16 protein-coding genes are annotated in these 19,760 nt (G+C 67.0%); 11 read left to right on the top strand and 5 right to left on the bottom strand.

All coding sequences use genetic code 11. The annotated features are described in order from the left end of the window. Position 1: 1 nt before the first annotated feature. On the top strand, positions 2 to 2,233 hold the full coding sequence (locus NDI76_RS17930) for an LUD domain-containing protein (protein WP_310925528.1): 2,232 nt from the start codon (positions 2 to 4) through the stop codon (positions 2,231 to 2,233). A 26-nt stretch (positions 2,234 to 2,259) separates the two neighbouring features. Here the strand turns inward: NDI76_RS17930 and rhcC are convergent, their stop codons facing one another. Next, the gene (gene rhcC, locus NDI76_RS17925; RefSeq protein ID WP_310925527.1) at positions 2,260 to 3,129 is read right to left on the bottom strand and encodes an L-rhamnono-1,4-lactonase; all 870 of its coding nucleotides are present in this window, start codon (positions 3,127 to 3,129) and stop codon (positions 2,260 to 2,262) included. A gap of 76 nt (positions 3,130 to 3,205) precedes the next feature. On the opposite strand from rhcC, the gene NDI76_RS17920 reads away from it, so the two are divergent. Continuing rightward, the gene (locus NDI76_RS17920; RefSeq protein ID WP_310925525.1) at positions 3,206 to 3,508 is read left to right on the top strand and encodes an L-rhamnose mutarotase; all 303 of its coding nucleotides are present in this window, start codon (positions 3,206 to 3,208) and stop codon (positions 3,506 to 3,508) included. An 815-nt stretch (positions 3,509 to 4,323) separates the two neighbouring features. Continuing rightward, a complete protein-coding gene (locus tag NDI76_RS17915; RefSeq protein ID WP_425498384.1) occupies positions 4,324 to 5,346 on the top strand; it encodes a pectinesterase family protein in 1,023 nt (340 codons plus the stop codon). Positions 5,347 to 5,396: 50 nt separating this feature from the next. Here the strand turns inward: NDI76_RS17915 and NDI76_RS17910 are convergent, their stop codons facing one another. After that, the gene (locus NDI76_RS17910; protein WP_310925523.1) at positions 5,397 to 6,119 is read right to left on the bottom strand and encodes a ThuA domain-containing protein; all 723 of its coding nucleotides are present in this window, start codon (positions 6,117 to 6,119) and stop codon (positions 5,397 to 5,399) included. Positions 6,120 to 6,588: 469 nt separating this feature from the next. Between NDI76_RS17910 and NDI76_RS17905 the strand changes: the two genes are divergently transcribed. Further along, positions 6,589 to 7,359 (top strand): IclR family transcriptional regulator, encoded by a 771-nt coding sequence (locus tag NDI76_RS17905; RefSeq protein WP_310925522.1) that lies wholly within the window; start codon positions 6,589 to 6,591, stop codon positions 7,357 to 7,359. Positions 7,360 to 7,366: 7 nt separating this feature from the next. Here the strand turns inward: NDI76_RS17905 and NDI76_RS17900 are convergent, their stop codons facing one another. Both NDI76_RS17900 and NDI76_RS17895 read right to left on the bottom strand, forming a co-directional pair. Continuing rightward, the gene (locus tag NDI76_RS17900; protein ID WP_310925521.1) at positions 7,367 to 9,295 is read right to left on the bottom strand and encodes a DUF8034 domain-containing protein; all 1,929 of its coding nucleotides are present in this window, start codon (positions 9,293 to 9,295) and stop codon (positions 7,367 to 7,369) included. A 177-nt stretch (positions 9,296 to 9,472) separates the two neighbouring features. Further along, positions 9,473 to 10,411 carry a dihydrodipicolinate synthase family protein gene (locus NDI76_RS17895; RefSeq protein ID WP_310925520.1) on the bottom strand — a complete coding sequence of 313 codons (939 nt, stop codon included), beginning with the start codon at positions 10,409 to 10,411 and terminating at the stop codon, positions 9,473 to 9,475. Positions 10,412 to 10,538: 127 nt separating this feature from the next. On the opposite strand from NDI76_RS17895, the gene NDI76_RS17890 reads away from it, so the two are divergent. Beyond that, positions 10,539 to 11,591 (top strand): Gfo/Idh/MocA family protein, encoded by a 1,053-nt coding sequence (locus NDI76_RS17890; protein ID WP_310925518.1) that lies wholly within the window; start codon positions 10,539 to 10,541, stop codon positions 11,589 to 11,591. Between the two features lie 108 nt (positions 11,592 to 11,699). Continuing rightward, positions 11,700 to 12,947 (top strand): mandelate racemase/muconate lactonizing enzyme family protein, encoded by a 1,248-nt coding sequence (locus tag NDI76_RS17885; protein WP_310925517.1) that lies wholly within the window; start codon positions 11,700 to 11,702, stop codon positions 12,945 to 12,947. Positions 12,948 to 13,010: 63 nt separating this feature from the next. On the opposite strand, the gene NDI76_RS17880 is transcribed toward NDI76_RS17885, so the two are convergent. Beyond that, the gene (locus tag NDI76_RS17880) at positions 13,011 to 14,219 is read right to left on the bottom strand and encodes a hypothetical protein (RefSeq protein WP_310925516.1); all 1,209 of its coding nucleotides are present in this window, start codon (positions 14,217 to 14,219) and stop codon (positions 13,011 to 13,013) included. Between the two features lie 215 nt (positions 14,220 to 14,434). Between NDI76_RS17880 and NDI76_RS17875 the strand changes: the two genes are divergently transcribed. The 5 genes from NDI76_RS17875 to NDI76_RS17855 all read left to right on the top strand — a co-directional run bounded on the left by NDI76_RS17875 (position 14,435) and on the right by NDI76_RS17855 (position 19,754). Beyond that, the gene (locus NDI76_RS17875; protein WP_310925515.1) at positions 14,435 to 15,571 is read left to right on the top strand and encodes a mandelate racemase/muconate lactonizing enzyme family protein; all 1,137 of its coding nucleotides are present in this window, start codon (positions 14,435 to 14,437) and stop codon (positions 15,569 to 15,571) included. Between the two features lie 92 nt (positions 15,572 to 15,663). Then, a complete protein-coding gene (locus NDI76_RS17870) occupies positions 15,664 to 16,128 on the top strand; it encodes a universal stress protein (RefSeq protein WP_310925514.1) in 465 nt (154 codons plus the stop codon). Between the two features lie 97 nt (positions 16,129 to 16,225). Then, entirely contained in the window at positions 16,226 to 17,065 is an 840-nt protein-coding gene (locus NDI76_RS17865) for an NAD-dependent epimerase/dehydratase family protein (RefSeq protein ID WP_310925513.1), read from the top strand. A gap of 76 nt (positions 17,066 to 17,141) precedes the next feature. Beyond that, positions 17,142 to 18,575 carry a family 4 glycosyl hydrolase gene (locus NDI76_RS17860; protein ID WP_310925512.1) on the top strand — a complete coding sequence of 478 codons (1,434 nt, stop codon included), beginning with the start codon at positions 17,142 to 17,144 and terminating at the stop codon, positions 18,573 to 18,575. Between the two features lie 96 nt (positions 18,576 to 18,671). Next, complete coding sequence (locus NDI76_RS17855; protein ID WP_310925511.1) at positions 18,672 to 19,754, top strand: LLM class flavin-dependent oxidoreductase; 1,083 nt, start codon at positions 18,672 to 18,674, stop codon at positions 19,752 to 19,754. Positions 19,755 to 19,760 lie beyond the last annotated feature (6 nt).

Raw genomic sequence — 19,760 nt, 5'->3', positions numbered from 1 at the left:
GATGTCGAAAGCCGACGACCTGCGCCGACTGATGCGGACCGAGGGCGCCACGGTGGCGGAGAACACCCGCGCCTTCAACGAGGGGCGGTATCGGTCGGTCGCCGATTTGGAGGATTACGAGGACCTCAAAGACGAGGCCCGGGCCATCAAGGAGGACGCCATCGCGCGCCTCCCGGACTTGATCGACGAACTGCGCGAGACCGTCGAGGCGAACGGCGGGACGGTGTACGTCGCAGACGACGCCGCGGACGCCAACGAGTACGTCCGTTCGGTCGTCGCCGACCGAGGGGCCGAGCGCGCGGTCAAGTCGAAGTCGATGACGACCGAGGAACTGGACCTGAACGACGCGCTCGAAGCCGACGGCGTCGACGTGGTCGAGACGGACCTCGGCGAGTGGGTACTCCAACTCGCCGAGGAGGCGCCCTCGCACATCGTCGCGCCCGCCATCCACAAATCGCGCGACGCCATCGCCGAGTTGTTCGAGGAGCGGTTCGACCCCGACGAACCGCTGGAGACGGCCGAGGACCTCACCTACTTCGCGCGCGAGAAGTTGGGCGAGCAGATAACCGACGCGGAGGTGGGCATCACCGGCGCGAACTTCCTCACCGCCGACACGGGGACGATGGCGCTGGTGACCAGCGAAGGGAACGCCCGTAAGACCGTCGCCGCGACGGACACCCAGATTACGGTCGCCGGCGTCGAGAAGGTGATTCCGACCGTCGAGGACCTGCACCCGTTTATCGAACTCATCGGTCGCTCCGGCACCGGGCAGGATATCACCTCCTACGTCTCGCTCCTGACGCCGCCCGTCGACACACCCGTCGTGGACTTCGACGACGAGACGACGCCGCTCTCCGAGTTCGACGCCGACCGCGAGTTCCACCTCGTCTTGGTCGACAACGGTCGGATGGCGATGCGCGAGGACGACCAACTCAGGGAGACGCTGTACTGCATCCGGTGTTCGGCGTGTTCGAACTCCTGTGCGAACTTCCAGAGCGTCGGCGGGCACGCCTTCGGCGGCGAGACGTACTCCGGCGGCATCGCCACCGGGTGGGAGGCCGGCATCGAGGGACTCGACACCGCCGCCGAGTTCAACGACCTCTGCACCGGGTGTACGCGCTGTGTGAACGCCTGTCCGGTGAAGATAGATATCCCGTGGATAAACACCGTCGTCCGCGACAGGGTGAATCGCGGCGTGGACGGCGAACTCGATTGGCTGGTCGACGGGCTGACCCCCGACGAGGAGGACGACGGAGCACCGCTACAGAAGCGGTTCTTCGGCAACTTCGAGACGGCGGCGAAACTCGGAAGCGCGACGGCACCCGTCTCGAACTGGCTGGCCGACACCGAACTCTCCCGGTGGGCCTTAGAGAAGGCGTTCGGCATCGACCCGCGCCGCGACCTACCGGAGTTCGAGCGTGAGACGCTGGTGGAGTGGTTCGAGAACCGGGGCGGCCAGGCGGCCTCGGAGCGGCGAGCGGCGGAGGCGCGGGCGGGGCGGGAGTCGAGTGGTCGAGACGCCGACCGCAGCGCCGTCGTCTACCCGGACCTCTACACGAACCACGTGCAGGTCGACCGCGGGAAGGCGGCCGTGCGGGCGCTGGAAACGCTCGGCGTCGACGTGGTCGTCCCGTCCGTCGCCTCCAGCGGCCGCGCCCCGTTCTCGCAGGGGATGGTCGCCACCGCGGCGGACCACGCCGAACAGGTCACCGAGACGCTCGCGCCCTACGTTGCGGACGGCCGCGACGTCGTCGTCGTCGAACCCTCGGACCACGCGATGTTCGCGCGCGAGTACGAGCGACTCGTGAGCGAGGAGGCCTTCGCGTCGCTCTCGGAGCACAGTTACGAGGTGCTGGAGTACGTCTACGGCCTGCTGGAGAACGGCGCGGACCCCGGGTCGCTCTCCGCCGGAGACGGGGAGGAAATCGCCTACCACAGCCACTGTCAGCAGCGGACGCTCGGCGGCGAGACGTACACCGTCGCGGTGCTCGAATCGCTCGGGTACGACGTGGTCACCTCCGAAGCCGAGTGCTGCGGGATGGCGGGGAGTTTCGGCTACAAGTCCGACTACTACGAACTCAGCATGGACGTCGGCGACCGCCTCAGAGACGAGTTGGAGGCCGACGGGGTCCGCGATAGGCGGGTGGTCGCCAGCGGCACCTCCTGTCTGGAGCAGATCGACTCGCTCCTGACGCGAAAGCCGCGGCACCCGGTCGAACTGCTCGTCGAGTGAACTGAGACCCGGCGCGCCGAGTCGCGTCAGTCGAGTCCGACGTGCCGTCTGAACGATTTTTCCGTCAGCCACTCCCTGTCCGCCTCCGACAGCGAATCCACGTGCCGGAGCCAGTTGAACGTCTCCGCGTAGGAGGCCACGTCGCTGACGTTCGGGTAGTCCGACCCCCAGACGACGCGTTCGCGGCCGAACGTGTCGAGGAACCACCGAACGTGGTCGTGCATGTCCTCGTAGGGGAACGTCGTCTCCGACATGTGCGGAATCTCCGAGACCTTCACCGCGACGGAGTCGAACTCGGCGAGGTCGGCAAATCGCGTGAACGTTCCCTCGTCGGTCGGCGTCTCCGGCCCGGCGTGCGCGAAGTGGTCGAACAGGTACGAGAGGTCGGGGTACGTCTCGACGAGTTCGAGCGCCTGGTCCAGTTGTGCGTGGTCGCAGAGTATCTGAACCGCCGCGTCCGTCTCGACGGCCGCCTCCCAGAACTCGGTTTCCTCGACGGCGTCTCGGAGCCACGTCACGCTCGGGTCGAACGTCTCCCACATCCGGTCGGACGGGCAGGCGGCGCCGAGTCGGAAGCCGAGAACTCCTTCGGTGTCCATGCAGCGGCGCAGTTGCTCGGCCGCGTCGTCGGCGAACGGGTCGAGCATCACGATGCCGTGCAGTCGGTCGTGCTCCGCGGCGGCTTCGAGGGTGTACCAGTTGTCCGTCCACTCGCAGATGGGGTAGCCGACGACCACCGCCTCGTCGACACCGTGCCGGTCCATGTCGGAGAGCAGTCGGTCGGCCGTGAAGACGGTGTGCACGTCGAAACCGTCCAGCACGTCCAGTAACGGCCCGTTCGTCCACGGATGCGCCTCGCTCGCGTGACCCCAGGCGTGCGTATGAGAGTCGAGCATGCGAGAGACCACGGCGGTTCCGGTAGTAAATCTTCCCCGACGAAGAACTAAACCCGGCGCCCGCGAACGACCGCGCATGGAGCGAATAGCGTTCCACCTCCGAATCGAGGACGGACGGGGCGAGGAGTACCGAGAGAAGCACGAGAACGTGTCCGAGGCGTTGGAGTCGGCGTACCTCGACTCCGACGCCGGATTGGAGACGTACAGCGTGTTCGAGAAGGGCGGACACGTCTTCGGCTACATGGAGGTCGAAGACCCCGAAGCCATCCGCGAGGTGATGGCCGAGAGCGACGCGCAGGCCGACTGGGACGAGGTGATGGACGGAATCCTGATGGAGGAGGACGACCAGTGGATGGACGAAGTCTACCGGATGACGTGAGGGACGGCCGCACCCGACGCGCGCGGGGTCGCTGAACCACCCGTGGTCGCGTACGGACCGGAGTCCGCCCGCTGGAGTCGGGGTTTCCGACGAGAGCGGACATCAGTAGAGAAACGCTCACGTGTCGGAACGCAACCTCGCGCGGGGTCTCCGGAACGCTTCAGTAGACTAGCGGAGGACCGAGACCGCATCAGCGTCGTAAGTCGGAGGCAGCGAAACGCGAAAGAACGGACGACAGAACCGAAAAGCAGGAGGTGCGGACTCCGGCATTCGAAGAATCGAGGTGGGAGCGGGCTTCGAGTCGGCGTGTCGGACTCGAAGCGTACCGGAACGCGGGCCCCGATACGAATCCGCCCGTCTCTCGGACGACGAAACGACGACGCCGTACGGTGTTCCGACGATGCCGGAAGATTCGGCGAACGGGTGGTCTCCGTTCGGAACTGCGGGGCGACCACCCACGTAGCACTCCGCCGACCATTGGTTTCGGTCGACCTGCGCTAAGAACATTTCTCAGTAAAGGTGAGTATATATCGGTGCGGGCCTCGGGGACGTTCCATGACATTCCTACTATCGTTCGTGCAAACAAAGAGAGCTCTGACATCGACCGTACGGGCGGACTGGTCGCTCCCGGTCCGGAGCTGTTCAAATGTATCTCTCTCGTCTCTCATCGTCCGGTATATGGCGGTGCGACGTAGTTTAGCCGAGTTTCCGGTGATACCGGATGAGAAATCGAAGCCGGGGCGCCGCCGTCCCGAACCGTCCGTATCCCCGATAAACATATGACGCGATGGGTTCACGTCCGTCTCGTGATGGTACTGATGACACTTTTGAAACGCGCGGTCGCGCGGTTGGGTATCCTGCTCGTCGTCCTCTTGGCGGTTCCGAGGGCCGGCGGTGGAGACGACTACGACTGCGTCGTGGACGCCGGCGGGGACGGGGACTACAGACGGATTCAGGTCGCCATCGACGACGCGAAGTCGTTCCCTCGGGAGCGGGTCACGATTTTCGTCAGGGACGGCGTGTACGACGAGAAAGTGTCGGTTCACGCGTGGAACCCGAGCGTCTCGCTGGTCGGTGAGAGCAGAGAAGGAACGGTCATCACGCACGACGACCACTTCGAGCGGGTCGACCGGGGTCGGAACAGCACATTCTTCACGTACACGCTGCGGGCGCGCGGGAACGACTTTCACCTCGAGAACGTGACCGTGGAGAACGCCGCCGGTCCCGTCGGCCAAGCGGTCGCACTCCACGTCGAGAGCGACCGAGCCACGTTCGAGAACTGCCGGTTTCTGGGGAATCAGGATACCGTGTACGCCGCCGGCGAGGGGTCTCGCCAGTATTTCCGGGACTGCTACGTCGAGGGGACGACGGATTTCGTCTTCGGGGGGGCTACCGCCGTCTTCGAGGACTGTCGAATCCACTCGAAGGACGATTCCTACGTCACGGCGGCGTCGACGCCCGAACGAGTCCCCTTCGGGTTCGTCTTCTCGGACTGCGCGCTGACCGCGGACCCGGAGGTCACCGACGTGTATCTGGGACGGCCGTGGCGCGACCACGCCCGGACCGCGTTCGTCCGGTGTCACATGGGTGCGCACGTTCGTCCCGAAGGGTGGCACAACTGGTCGCGGCCGGACGTCGAGGAGACGGTGCGCTACGCCGAGTACGACAGCGGGGGGCCGGGCGGTGCGCGGGCGGACCGGGTCCCCTGGTCGACCGAACTGACCGCGGCGGAGGCCGAAGACTACGCGCCCGAGAACGTCCTCGCCGGGCGCGGCGACCGACGACCCGCGACGGCGTGGTATCGGCGCGGCCGGAACGGTTCGGCGGACGGAGTCTGACCGCGGCGAGCGGAGAGATTTCGACGACGTCCGCGCGGACGTGTCTGCGCTCACTCGTCGACCGCTTCGAGGGGGTCGGTCTCCCCCCATCGGGCCGAGGCGCCTTCATTCGGGGCGGCCCACTCGACGGCGTTGGCTATCACCCGCTTGACCTCCGCCTGGTGGAAGATGGGGTACTCCTCGTGCCCCGGTCGGAACGCGAAGATGCGGCCGCGTCCGCGACGGTAGCAGACCCCCGAACGGAACACCTCGCCCCCCTCGAACCACGAGACGAGGACGGTCCGGTCGGGTTCCGGAATGTCGTACGGTTCGCCGTACGTCTCCGTCTCCGGGATGACGAACTGCTCGTCCAGGCCGTCCGCGATAGGATGACCGGGGTCGACGACCCACACGCGTTCGCGTTCGCCGCCGTGGCGGTACTTGATGTTGCAGGTCGTCCCCATCAGTCGCGTGAACGGCTTGGAGTTCTTCCCCGAGTGGAGGGGGACGAACCCCATCCCCTCGTGGACGCGGTCCACGACGCGGTCCGCGACGTCGTCGCGCACTTCGTCGTTGGCGCAGTGGGACCACCAGACAAGCACGTCGGTGTCGGCGAGGGTCTCTTCGTCCAATCCGTGTTCGGGGTCGCCGAGCGTCGCCGTCCCCGCGTCGTACCCCTCCGCGTCGAGGTGTTCGGCGACGGCGCCGTGGATTCCGTTCGGGTACCGGTCGGCCACGTCGGGTTCCTCCCGCTCGTGAACGTTCTCGTTCCAGACGGTGACTCGAATCGACATACGGAGTAGTCACCTCGGACCGACATAAACGCTGCCGTCGCCCCGTCCTCTCTCCCGAACGACCGACGACCGGCGCGCGTTCTCGATGCGGGAACCGGGTCCGTTCCCCGCGTGTGCGGTGCCGAGAGAGACAGAGAAGTTCTCTCTACGACTTCACTCGATTACCGATGACCACCGTCTGATACGACGGCGAGTTTCCGTTACAGAACTATATCAGTAACGGACAGCCGTTCCGAACCGTCTTCCGATGGATTCTCCTGTTCGAGTCTTCGCGAGCGCCGGAAAAAATTCCCACAGGGGGAACCGATTTGTCGGGGGACAGCGTACCGATTCCTGTCACGTCTGAGGCCGACCGGACCGCCGGGGCGGCGTAGGCGTTCGACTCCGGGAGGGATGCGCCGTTTGCTAGCACGAACCTCGTTCCCGGGACGGGAACAGATTTAAGCCGGTGCGTTCCAGTGTGTGCACTATGAGCACACCGGCGGAGGAAACGGGGCGGCGGATTCGGGGCGTAAAGATAGCGTTCTCCATCGTCGACCTTCTGCAGGACGAGAACAAGCGGACGCTGACCGATATCTCCGAGGAACTCGGCCACTCGAAGAGCACGGTGCACAGCCACCTGAAGACGCTGGTCGACGAGGAGATACTGGTGTCCGAGGAGGACGGCTACCGCCTGAGTCTCCGCATCCTCGACATGGCCAAGCACGTCCGCGACCAGGTCGGTAACTACGACGTCATCGAAAAGGAGGTCGACGAACTGGCCGCGGAGACGGGCGAGATAGCCCACTTCGGCATCGAGGAGTACGGGCGCGTCTCGTACCTCTGCAAAGCGAGGGGCTCCAGGGCAGTCGAGACGGCCTCCCGCGTCGGAACCCACCAGCCCATGTACTCCACGTCGCTCGGCAAGACCATCCTCGCGCACCTCCCCGAGGAGCGACAGGCCGAGATAATCGAGCAGTCCAGCTTCGAACAGCACACGCCGAACACGCTCTCGAACCCCGAGGAACTGTACGCGGAGTTGGAGGCCACGCTCGAACGCGGGTACGGCATCGACGACGAGGAGAACATCCAGGGACTCCGCTGCGTCGCCGCGCCGGTGAAGGACGGGCAGTCGGTGCTCGGCGCCATCAGCATCTCCGGTCCCACGAGCCGGTTCACGGAGGAGCGTCTCCACGGCGAACTCTCCGAACACGTCTGCCGCGCGGCGAACGTCATCGAACTCAACACCAAGTTCTCCTAGGGCGCTCTCACTCCGCCCACGGGAACTCGTAGCTCGGGTCGTTCGCGAAGCGCTCGACTTCCGCCGTCATCGAGAGTCGACTACCGGCCGGCAGGTGAACCCGTACCGCGTTCGCCTCGCCGGGTTCGTCCCTCTCTCGGGCGTCCCCCGCCTCGTCGCCGTTCGCGTCCCCGTTCGTCTCCACGGCGTCGAATCGGTGCTCGCCGTACGCGCCCGCCTGCACGATCGCCTCCTCCGACTCGGCGCCGACGTTGACCAGCGTCAGTTCGATGCCGTCGTCCGACACCGACTCCACGAGCGCTGCGACGCCCTCGGGGAGTCCCGGGCGCTCTCTGCGGGCGTCGAAGTGACGCACCTGCGCCATCAGGAGACCGCCGTAGTACACCGGTTGCGGCGCGCCCATCGTGAGTTGCAGCAGCGCCGCGTGGAAGGCGGGGTTTCGGTCCCGGAGGTAGTCCTCGTCGACGGTCGTCGGTTCGTTCCCTTCGGCGTCGAACAGGCGCAACCGCTCTCTGACGTGCTCGCGCGTCGCGTCGAGAACGCGCTCGGGATAGTCCGGGAACTCCCCGTCGAGGTACGCGAGCCACGCGTACTCGTGGCCGTCGCCGTGCTTCGTCTTCGCGCGGGGGTCGACCCGCCTCCAATCCTGCTTCCCCCAGTCGCGAAGCCGACGAATCCGCTCTCTGTCCGCTTCGTCCATCGAGACGGACCAGAGGTGGACGGCGTACGGGTCGTCCTGGTGGGGCTTGAACTCGTACCAGCCGTCCTTCCAGAGCACCTCGCCGTCGTCTTCGGTGAGAACGCCCGAGGCGTCGTAGTGGTAGTCGCCTTCCCCGCCGTACTTGTGCGGGATGTGAAGCGTACTGTGCACGTCGTCTTCGGACACCTCGATGCCGTTCTCGACGAGGCGGTCCAACTGCGAGCGGGGGAACTCCAGATACTCCTCGTCGCCCTCTAAGAGGACGGCGTTCTCCGCGGCGACGGTGGGGCCGATACCGACGTAGTGCCACCCGCCCCACGACCAACCGTAGTACCCCCCGTACCACGAGCCGTCGGTGCACTCGCCTATCTCGCCGGACCGCCCGACGTTGTCGGGGACGATTCCGCCGTTCGCCGCCGTCCGCTCGCGCCACGCGTCGAGGTAGTCGGTGACCCACTCCCGGTATTCGTCGTCGCCCGTGTGGAGGTAGGCGTTCGTCATCAGACTCGTGATGGCGAGGTTGAGCGGGATGTCGCCCGTCGCACACCGCTCGTTCAGCACCTCGAACAGTCGCTCCTCGTTCGCCGGGTCGAGGAGGTCCGCGGCCTCGTCGAACTCCAGGTCGCGCCACGGGAGGCCGTGCCGCGCCCAGCGGTAGTCCGCGCCGTACGGATGGTGTTCGTACGCGGCGAAGTCGCAGTACTCCGGCCCCATGCTCCCGTTCATCGGGCCGCGAACCAGTCGCTTCTCGGCGTCGTAGTTGTCGACCGCCGCGTCCCCGAGGTAGAGGTCGGCGAACCGCGTCGCGCGCGCTCTGACCGTCTCGTCGTCCGGAGCGGCCAGCCCCATGTTGTAGATGTAGCGGTTGCCCTCCCCGAGGTGAAACCAGTCGCGGCACTGCTCGAACTCGTCGACGACCATCGGGTGACCGAACGGCGTCTCCGTCGCCGCGCCGCGTTCGAGCGCCGACTCGTACACACGCCGGGCGTGGTCGAGGAGTCGTTCGTCGCCGCCCATCGCGTACAGTAACGGCCAGTTGCAGACCCCCTCGACCACGTCGTCGAAACCGTCGATGCCCACGTGGTCCGCGGGCGGCCAGAACGGGTCCCCGTCCGGTCCGGTGTAGTCCTCGACGAACCGGTCGACGGCGTCGGCCGTCACGTCGAACAACGCTCGCTGCCGGCGCGCCCACGTCGGCGGATGGGCCGACTCGGTGGTCGCCTCGAATTCGCGCATGTGCTCACAGACGCGGCCTCGGTCATGAATATTCGGGTCGTTCGGGTCTCTCGCGTTCGGACAGTCGTGAAGAAGCGTCTCGCGGACCTCGTCGGCCGAACGCGTCTACGTTAGCGAGGCCGGTCTCCTCGCCGTCGGTCGGTCCCGTTCTCGCGGTCGGTCGCAGTCGGGTCGCCCTCAGTCGAGGATGCGCGCGATGTCGTCGTCGAGTTGCGCGTACAGTTCTTCGGCGCGGCGTTCGTCGGTGGGCGAGAGCGGTTGAATCGGTTCTCTGACCGGGCCGCCGTGCATGCCGGCGAGTTCGAGTCCTTTCTTGACCGCCGAGATGCTTATCGCCCCCTGCAGGGTGTTGTCCTCGCCCGACTCGTCGCGGAAGTCCTGATAGGGGAGACAGATGTTACGGATGCGGCGCGCGCGGTCCCAGTCCCCATCGGTAAGGGCGTCGAACAGTTCGAGTCCGACCTCGGGGCGGAAGTTGCTAACGCCCGCGGAGAATCCCTCGATACCCTCGTTCCAGAACGAGACGGCGAACGGTTCGGCGAGTCCGTCGACCCACACGACGTCTTCGGGGGTGGAACTGGCCGCCGCGCCGAGTTTGACCGCGTCCTCGATGGCGTACTTCACGCCGACGACGCCGTCGACGCCCGCAAGGTCGCGGAGGTAGCCGACGGACGGGTCGAACCCCTTCACGTAGGGGACCAACGGCGCCTCCGACTCGGCGTCGAGTTTCTCGTAGTACCGGATGAGACCCCGTTCGTGGATGTAGGAGTGGTCCGGGGGCATGATCATCATCGCGTCGGCGCCGACTCGGTCGTACGCTCGGACGAGTTCCTGTGCGTCGGACGTGCTCCCGCCGACGCCCGCGAGGATGCAGGCGTCCGACGGGAGGGCGTCGACCGCCGTCTCCGTCACCGCGATTCGCTCCGTCTGCGACAGCGAGTGGTACTCGCTGATGTTCGCCGCCGCGAGGAACGTTCGTATCCCCGCGTCGTAGAGCGTATTCGCGTTCTCCTCTATCTTCTCGTGCTCGATGACGAGTTCGTCGTCGAACGGAGTGAGGAGACCGGCAGCGACGCCACGCAGGTGCTCGCGCACACCGCTCTCGGAAAGTGGCATACCCGAGACTACAGGTGCTCCAGCATAAAATCTTCGGACGAACGGGTCGGACGGAACTCCGAGGAGAGTCGTCGGAGCGCCCGGCAAAACAGTTATCCCGTGGATTTCTGTATACGTAGCCGTCATCATGGAACGACAGACCGACCCGTTCCCCCTCGCCGTCGGACTCGTCGGACTCGGGAGCCTCGGCCGCCGACTCGGTCGCCAGTTCGTCGAACTCCCGCGCTCGGAACTCGTCGCCGTCTCGGACGTCGACCCGGACGGACTCGAAGACGCCGGAGAGGAACTGGACGTGCCCGAGACCGCCAGATACGAGTCCTACGAGGAGATGCTCGACGCGGAACCGCTGGACGCCGTGGCCGTCGCGACGCCCAACGGCCTCCACTACGAGCAGACCTCCGCCGCCCTCGACCGGGACCTGCACGTCCTCTGCGAGAAACCGCTCGCGACCGACGTCGAGGACGCCTACGAAATCACGGAACGGGCGGAGTCCTCCGACCGGGTCGTGATGGTCGGCTACCAGCGTCACTTCAACCCCGCCTACCGGGAGGCCCGCGAGGAGTGGGCGCTCGGGAAGCGGACGCCGCGGTTCGTCACCGGCGAGATAACGCACGACTGGCGCTCCTACTACGAGGAGATGTCCGACTGGCGGATGGACCCCGACCTGAGCGGCGGCGGTCACCTCCTGAACGTGGGGACGCACGTGATAGACGCCATTCTCTGGACGACCGACCTCACGCCGACGCACGTTAACGCCTACGTCGACTTTCACGACGACGAGGAAGTGTTCGACCGACAGTCCTCCATCATCGTCGAGACCGCCGAAGATACGGTGGTGAACGTCTCCGACACGGGCGTCGTCGCCCGGACCCGCGAGCACGTCCACGTCTGGGACGAAGAGGGCGCGGTGTACCTCGAAGGCCACGAGTGGGACGACCGGACGGGGTACGTCATTGACGGCGACGGCACCGAACACCACCCGTATCGAGGCTACGACCGACGGCTGAGCAAGGGCACCGCGTTCCTCGACGCCATCGAGACGGGCGAGGAACCGCCAGCCACCGCCCGCGACGGACTCAAGGCGGTGCTCGTGACGATGGCCGCCTACGAGTCCGGTCGCCGGAACGAACGCGTCGCGCTCTCGGACCTGTACCCCTTCGCCGACGACGTCTTCGAGTAGTCGGGCGGCGCCGGCACCGTCGCCTCCGAGGGGAGCGGACGGCCCGACCCGAGGACGGCCGGGCCGCGAGTGACGGAGTTTTATCGTGGTGGACGGTTCAGTGGAAGTATGCGAATCACGAACGTCAGCGGATACGCTCTCTCCTCGCCCATCGACCCGCCGCAGGACCGACCGTTCCACGGCGGCGTGCGCCGACTGCGCAAGCGCGACGTGGTCCTCGTCGTCGTCGAATCGAGCGACGGGCGGTACGGCGCCGCGACGGCCGGCGCGAGCAGTTCCGCGATGCGGGAGTACTTCGAGGGCGACTCGCAGGGCACCTTCGCGGACGTGGTCGACGGCGCCGTCGCGGACGCCCTCGAAGGCGAGACCGTCGAGGAGGTGTCGGACGCGCACGACCTGCTCCGGGCGACGAACCTCCCCGACAACCTGCGGTACGAGGCGCGTTCGGCCGTCGACGTGGCGCTCTACGACCTCCGCGGGAAGGAGGTGGGCGCGCCGATATACGAACTTCTCGCCGACGAGTACGGGACGGACCCGACCCGGGAGATGCCGCTGTACGCCAGCGCCGGAATGTACATGGAACCGGAGGCGTACGCCGAACAGGCGGCGACCATCCGCGACCTCGGCTTCTTCGGCTACAAGTACCGGCCGGGAATCGGCCCCGACGGGGACCGCCGGACCGTCGAACTCGTCTCCGAGGCGGCCGGCGAGATGGAAGTGATGCTCGACGTGCACACGTGGTGGAAGGTGCGCGACGGCTACGACCGCGAGACGGTCCAGGACCTCGTCGCGTTCGCCGGCGACCGGGACTGTTACTGGGTGGAAGAACCCGTCGCGCCGGACGACCGCGCGGGGTACGTCGACCTCGCGGAGACGGGGACACCGCTGGCCGGCGGGGAGAGCGAACCGACGCCCGAGGGGTTGGTCGAACTCGGCGAGACGGGCGCGGTCGACTTCCTACAGGGGGACGTGCGCCACCACTGCGGCTACACCGGGTGCCGCGACGCCGTCGAGTACTGCGCCGGTCGCGACGTGGAGTTCGTCCCGCACAACTTCGGGACGTGGGTCGGCCTCCTCGCCAACGCGCACCTCGTCGCCGCCGCGCCCGACGTGTCGCTCCTCGAATACCCCGTCTTCGAGGACGACCCGGTGCTCGACGTCGGGTCGGGAGACGACCCCGGCATGTACCCGTTCGACCTCGCGTTCGACATCGTCGAGGGCGCGCCGGACGTCGAGGACGGCGTGCTGACGCTCTCGGACGACCCCGGACTCGGATTCGAGGTGGACTTCGACGTCCTGGAGGAGTACCCGTTCGAGGAGGGTCCGTGGACCGAATTCCGCTACGACGACGAGTGACGAGAGAATAGCCGGGGCGACGGACGCTCCGACGCCGCCGTCGATTCGCCGCCGTCGACCGAATCAGTGCGAACGAGCGCCGCCCTGTTCGACGCGAATCGCGTGCGATTCGAGCCAGCGGCGCAGGCCGCCGTTCGGAACGTGCAGGTCCCGACTGTTCTCGGCGAGGTCCGGGTAGCCGCCGACCGCAGACTGGCTATCGATGAACTCGCCGTCGAAGTTTCGGACGTCGCTGACGACACGCCGGTCGTGATACGTCCGGTCGGCGGGACGCGCCCCCGCGTACGCGAGGGCGTGTCGCTCCGCGTCGGCCGCCGAGAGCGGCGAGAGCCCGTCGGGCCACAGCGGCGTGTCGTCGAGGAGCGTCACGTCGGGGCCGTACATCGGCGTCTCCGGGTCGGTAGTGTTGTTCTCGCCGTACACCTCCCCGCCGCCTTCGACGTTGTAATCCCCTTCGTCGACCCGGAGGAAGGAGTTGCCGACGAGGCTCGCCACCGTCGAGTCGTCGAGGTTGACCGCCTCGTCGTAGTGGTACATCACGTTGTTCACGACCGCGCTCCGCGTCTCGGCTTTCAATCGCGGGTTGCGGCCGATGTTGTGGGCCCAGATGTTGCCGTACAGCGCGACTTTCTCGGAGCCGTCGCCGACGAGCGACCCGTAGGAGTGAGTCCCCTTCGGGTGCGTGGCGTCGGCTAACCCCTCCGCCATGATGCAGTTCGAGTACGTCGTCCGCCGCGAGTCGTACCCCGGTGAGCCGTTCTCGTCGACCGCCCAGGTGATCGAACAGTGGTCGACGACGTTGTTTTCCGTCCCGTCGGCCGTCCGCACGCCGTCGGGAATCCACCCATCGTCCTGTCCGGCGTCACCCGGGCGTACCCGAACGTGCCTGAGCAGGCAGTCGTCGGCGTCGACCCAGAGACCGCCCCGGATGAGCGTTATTCCCGGTGACGGCGCGGTCTGCCCAGCGAGGTAGAGTTCGTCTTCGTCGACGGTGAGTCGTTCCGCGCCCAGGTCGATGGTGCCGCTGGTCTCGAACACGACGACCCGCGGTCCGCTCCGGTTGACGGCGGCCTCGAACGCCTCGCGGGTTGGTTCGGTGACCGCGTACACGGGCGTGTCGTCGTCGAGCCACGACGCTGCGTTGGCGAACCCGTCGTCGGGGTCGAAGTACGACCCGGCGGCCGAATCACCGCGCTCGGAGCGGTCCGCCGTGGCTGTCCCGCTCGCGAGGAGGGACGCGCTCCCGATACTCCCTGCACCGATCGTTCGCATGAACGTACGTCTATCGTATGACATGGTGGGCGGCGACCATCCGTTCAGAACCTCGGCAAATAAATGTTAGGTACGCACGGCCGTGTCGGAAGTTGCGCACGGGCCGAAGACGGTCCGGAAGCGCCGACCCGAACGCGGTCCGCGGAATCCCGCGACGCGATACCGACGAATCGCTCGGCGGAAGCTATATTGGAGCGCTCCGCGGTGTATCGGTCATGCAGGTCACGGACGTCGAGGTGATTCCGATATCGCACAGGCTCGCCGAGGGGCGGGGACTCGGAGACGCGCGGGGGTTCGGGCACGACCGGGCGACGACGCTCCTCCGGGTCGAGACCGACGAGGGCGAGACCGGGTGGGGGGAGGCGTTCGCACCGGGGAGCGTCGTCGCGCCCGTCGTCGACGAGTTCTTTCGCGACGCCGTCGTCGGCATGGACCCCTTCGACGTGCGGCGTCTCGCCGACGAATCGTTCACCGACCCCTACCACTTCGGCGGGAGCGTCTTCGTCCAGAGCGCGCTGAGCGGCATCGACGTGGCACTGTGGGACCTCGTCGGGAAAGCCACCGGAAAATCGATACATCGACTCCTCGGCGGACAGTCCCGCGAGACGCTCGACGCCTATGCCTCGACGATGTACTTCACCGAGGAGGACCGCGACATCGCCGAACCGATGCACGAGGCGGTCGAGGAGGGGTTCTCCGCGGCGAAAATCAAAATCGGAGCCGGCACCGACTCCGACGTCGAACGGGTGCGGACCGCCCGGAAGGTGCTCGGCGACGACGCGCGCCTGATGGTCGACATCAACGGCAACTACCGACCGCGGCAGGCGATTCGGACCGCCAAAGCCATCGAAGAGTTCGACGTGACGTGGATGGAGGAACCGGTCCCGCCGGAGAACCTCTCGGGCTACCGCGAGGTGAAGAGTCGCGTCGACGTTCCCCTCGCGGCCGGCGAGGCGCACTACGGCCGCTTCGAGTTCAAACGCCTCGTCGACGACCGGACCGTCGACGTCGTCCAACCGAACCTCGGTCGCTGCGGCGGCCTCACCGAGGCGAGCCGAATCGCGGACCTGGCGACGACGGAGAACGTCGCCGTCCGCCCGCACGTCTGGAACAGCGCGGTCGGACTGGCGGCGGCGGTGCAGTTCGCCGCGAGCGTCTCGGAGTACCCCCACACGCGGAACGTGCCCGAACCGATGATGGTCGAGTTCGACCGGAGCGAGAACCCGCTCCGGGAGGAGATTCTGGAGACCCCGTTCGACCCGACGGGCGGCGAGGTGGCCGTCCCGCAGGAACCGGGATTGGGTATCGACGTCGACGAGGACGCCGTCGAACGCTACCGCGCCGACCGCTGAGAAGCGTCCTGAGAGGAAGAACGACGGGTGACGAGCGCCGTTCGCCCCGTCCGGCGGGATAGTTTTATGGGTGGAAGTATCGTGTCACCGGTATGCAGTCGTCGCTAGTCGTAGTCGATAGTACGGACTCGCACGAACGCCTCCTCGCCGAGGCCGGGCAGATAGCCGCCGGAACGGGCACTCCGCTCGTCCTGCTCACGCGCATCACGGAGGAGGAGATAGCCGAGAACGCCGAGACGCTGCAGGCGATGAGCGAGGCGGCCAACACCCCGCTCAACTCCGATTCGGCCCGAGAAGTCGCCGACCGGTTCGCCGAGGAGGCCGCCGACGAGGCGTTCGCGGGCCTCGACGGCACCGTCGAGTACGACGTCGTCAGCGTCGTCGCCGAGGAGGACGAGTTGGCGGACGAGGTGGTCCGCGTCGCCGGCGAACGCGGGTGCGACCACGTTTACGTCGCCGGGCGGCAGCGCTCGCCCACAGGGAAGGCGCTGTTCGGCGACACCGCCCAGCGCCTCGTGCTCAACTTCGACGGTCCCGTGACGGTTCTGACGGGGTGAGCCGCGGCCGCCGGAGGCGCGCGCGAGACGTGCGCGCGTCGCCGCGGTCGCTCGAAACAGACGGAATCGTTTTACCGCTGGTCCGCGGGTAGTCGATATGGACGTCCTCTTGACCGGGGTGTACGGACGCTGCGGCACCGCGCTCATTGACCACCTGCACGACCGACCGGAGTACGATTTCACCTACTACAACCGCTCGGACCGCCCCGACGACCATCCGTACGGCGGCTACGAGACGGTGGTCGGGAACGTCACGGACCGCGAGAAACTGGCCGAGACGGCCGCGGGGCACGACGCGCTCGTCCACCTCGCGGCGTATCCGAGCGCCGAGGGGTCGTGGGCGGACGTCTTCGAACCGAACATCGTCGGGATGTACAACGCGCTCGAAGCCGCGCGCGAGAACGAGGTGGAGACGTTCGTCTTCGGGTCGACGAACCACGTGATGGGCGAGTACGAGGAGGAGTTCGCACCCGAACTGTACACCGGCGAGACGGACCTGCTCCTGCGGCACGACGACCCCGTCCGTCCGGACTCCTACTACGGCGCCTCGAAGAGTTTCGGCGAGGACCTCGGCCGCTACTACGTCGAGAACCACGAGTACCCGAAGCGGTTCTACGCGCTCCGCATCTGCACCGTCAACGACGCCGAGTACGACCACCCCTACGGCGATGCCGAGCAGAAGGCCGAGGAGGGGGAAATCGAGCGCGACAGCGAGGAGTACGAGCGCTGGGCGGCCCGGATGAAGGCGATGTGGCAGTCGCGCCGCGACTTCGCGCATATGGTCGAATGCTGCCTCGACGACGACGACGTCGAGTTCGACATCTTCCACGGCGTCAGCGACAACCGAAACCGCTGGTTCGACATCGAACGCGCCCGCAACCGCATCGGGTACCGCCCGCGCGACGACGGCGACGAGTGGGACGGACCGCCGGCCTAGCTCGGCGTTCCGAACGGGACGGACGGTCTCCGAGAACGACAGTTATTTGCGTGCTCGTCGCGCCACCTGTTATCGTATGTATCAGCTCTCGGAGCGCGGAGAGCGCGCACCGTCGGGCCCGGCCCGGAATCTGAAGATCGGTTACGTCGGCGGCGGGAGTCGGGGGTGGGCGCACACGCTCATCAACGACCTCGCGCAGTGCCCCGACCTCGCCGGAACCGTCGCGCTGTACGACGTGAACTACGAGATGGCGGAGCAGAACGCCGAACTCGCGAACCAGGTGATGCGGCGCGAGGAGGCCGTCGGCGACTGGACGTTCGAGGCGACGCGGGAGATGGGCGACGCCCTCGACGGCGCCGACTTCGTCGTCTGCTCGATACAGGACGACCCCGAGGAGACGTTCGTCCACGACATCGACGTGCCGCAGGAGTACGGCGTCTACCAGACGGTCGCCGACACCGTCGGCCCCGGCGGCGCGGTGCGCGCCCTGCGGGCGATTCCGCAGTACCGCGAAATAGCCGCGACGGTCCGCGAGCGCTGTCCGGACGCGTGGGTCATCAACTACACCAACCCGATGACGGTCTGCACGCGGGCGTTGTACGAGGAGTTCCCCGACATCAAGGCCATCGGACTCTGTCACGAGGTGTTCAAGACTCAAGAACTGTTCGCGGAGATGGCCGAGCGGTACGTCGAGGAGGCCGAGGACGTGAGCCGCGACGAGGTTCGAGTCAACGTGAAGGGAATCAACCACTTCACGTGGGTGGACGAGGCGACGTGGCGCGACCACGACCTCTTTCAATACCTCGATGAGGAACTCGAACGGCGGAAGCCGCTGTTCGACCGCGAACCGGGCGCGTTGGACGGCGAATCCTACTGGGTGAACAACGAGGAGGTCGCGTTCGACCTGTACAACCGCTTCGGCGTCCTCGGCGCGGCGGGCGACCGCCACCTCGCGGAGTTCGTCCCCTGGTATCTGAGCATCGACGAACCCGAGGAGGTGCAGCGGTTCGGCATCCGCCTCACGCCGAGTTCGGCCCGCGTCGACGACTCCGACGGCCCCGACGAGATGGAGCAGTACCTCGCCGGCGACGCGGCCTTCGAGTTCCGGGAATCGGGAGAGGAAGCGGTCGACATCATGCGGGCGCTCGTCGGCGAGAAACCGTTCGTAACGCACCTCAACTACCCCAACGAGGGGCAGGTCGACGGCCTTCCGGAGGGCGCCGTCGTGGAGACGAACGCCCTGCTCTCGGGCGACGACGTGTCGCCGCTCTGCGCGGGCGGCCTGCCGACCGAAGTGGAGAGCATGGTGGCGCGCCACGTCGCCAATCAGGAGACGCTGATCGAGGCCGGGTTCGCCGGCGACCTCGACCTCGCCTTCCAGGCGTTCCTCAACGAACCGCTGGTCACCGTTTCGAGAGAAGAGGCGCGCGACCTGTTCGCCGAACTCGTAGAGCGAGAGCGGGAGTACTTCGAGGCCTACGACCTCGACGCGTCGGTGCTCCGCGGGTAGCGGCCGCTCTCGGCGGGACGCGAGGCGGCCGGACGGCGCCGCCCTCGCTTCCCCCGACGACCAGTTATTTACCGCGTCACGGAGAGTATACGGCCGATGTCGACCTCACCAGCGAGCGAACTCGCGTTCGGCTGTCAGGTAGTGAGCTACGGCGACCCGGGGCGGGCCGTCGAACGGGCGGCCCGCGTCGAGGACGCCGGATTCGACGCCGTCACGGTTCCCGACCACCTCTTCCATCCGACCGGCTCCGAGGAGTACCTCGTCGACCCGCCGTGGGAGGCGTTCTCCGTGCTCGGCGCGATGGCGCAACGAACCGAGGACGTGACGCTGATGCCCGGCGTCTCCGACTCCGTGCGCCGTCACCCGACGGAACTCGCGCACGTCACCGCGACGCTGGACCGGATGACGGACGGCCGCGCTGGCCTCGGCATCGGGGCGGGCGAGGCGTTCAACTTCGCCCCCATCGAGGACATCGACTGGGAGGACCCCTACACGCGGTTCAGGGAGTGCGTCAAGATCGTCGACGGCCTCTGGACGTCGACGGTCGAGGAACCGCTCTCCTTCTCGGGAGAGTACTTCGAGTTGGACGAGGCGCACCTGGGGTTGAAACCGGTACAGAAGCCGCGACCGCCGCTCTGGATCGGGGGCTACGGCGAGAGCATGCGCGGACTGACGGGCGCCGTCGCCGACGGCTGGTTCCCGTGGGTGTACGCCCCCGACCAGTACGAGGCCGACCTGCGGAAGGTGCTCGACGTCGCCGAGTCGCGCGGCCGCGACCGCGGCGACATCTCGCGCGCAGTCATGGTTCCGACGGCCGTCGCCGAAGACGGCGAGGCGGCCCGCGAGGCCGGCGTCGAGCGCAACCGAGTGAACCTCGCGCTCCGCCCGCCCCTCCTCGAAGACATGGGGTACGAGGACATCGCCGCGGAGACGCCCATCATGTGGCAGATGGCGTTCGACGAAGAGCAGGAACGGCAACTGGCCGCGGCGGCCGAGCGCATCCCCGACGAGGCCGTCGACGAGATCTGCGTCGCCGGGAGCCCCGAACGCGCCATCGAACGCATCGAAGCGTTCCGAGACGCCGGGGTCGACAACCTCGTCCTCATCCCCGTGGGTGACTTCGAGGAGACGATGCACCACTACGAAACGGAGATCATCCCGTACTTCCGCGAGGAGTAGACGCCG

This window comes from Halogeometricum sp. S1BR25-6, assembly GCF_031624495.1.
In the GTDB taxonomy this organism is placed as follows: Archaea; Halobacteriota; Halobacteria; order Halobacteriales; family Haloferacaceae; genus Halogeometricum; species Halogeometricum salsisoli.
The sequence above is the reverse complement of the archived record's forward strand: the minus strand, read 5'-3'. Positions and strand labels throughout refer to the sequence as shown.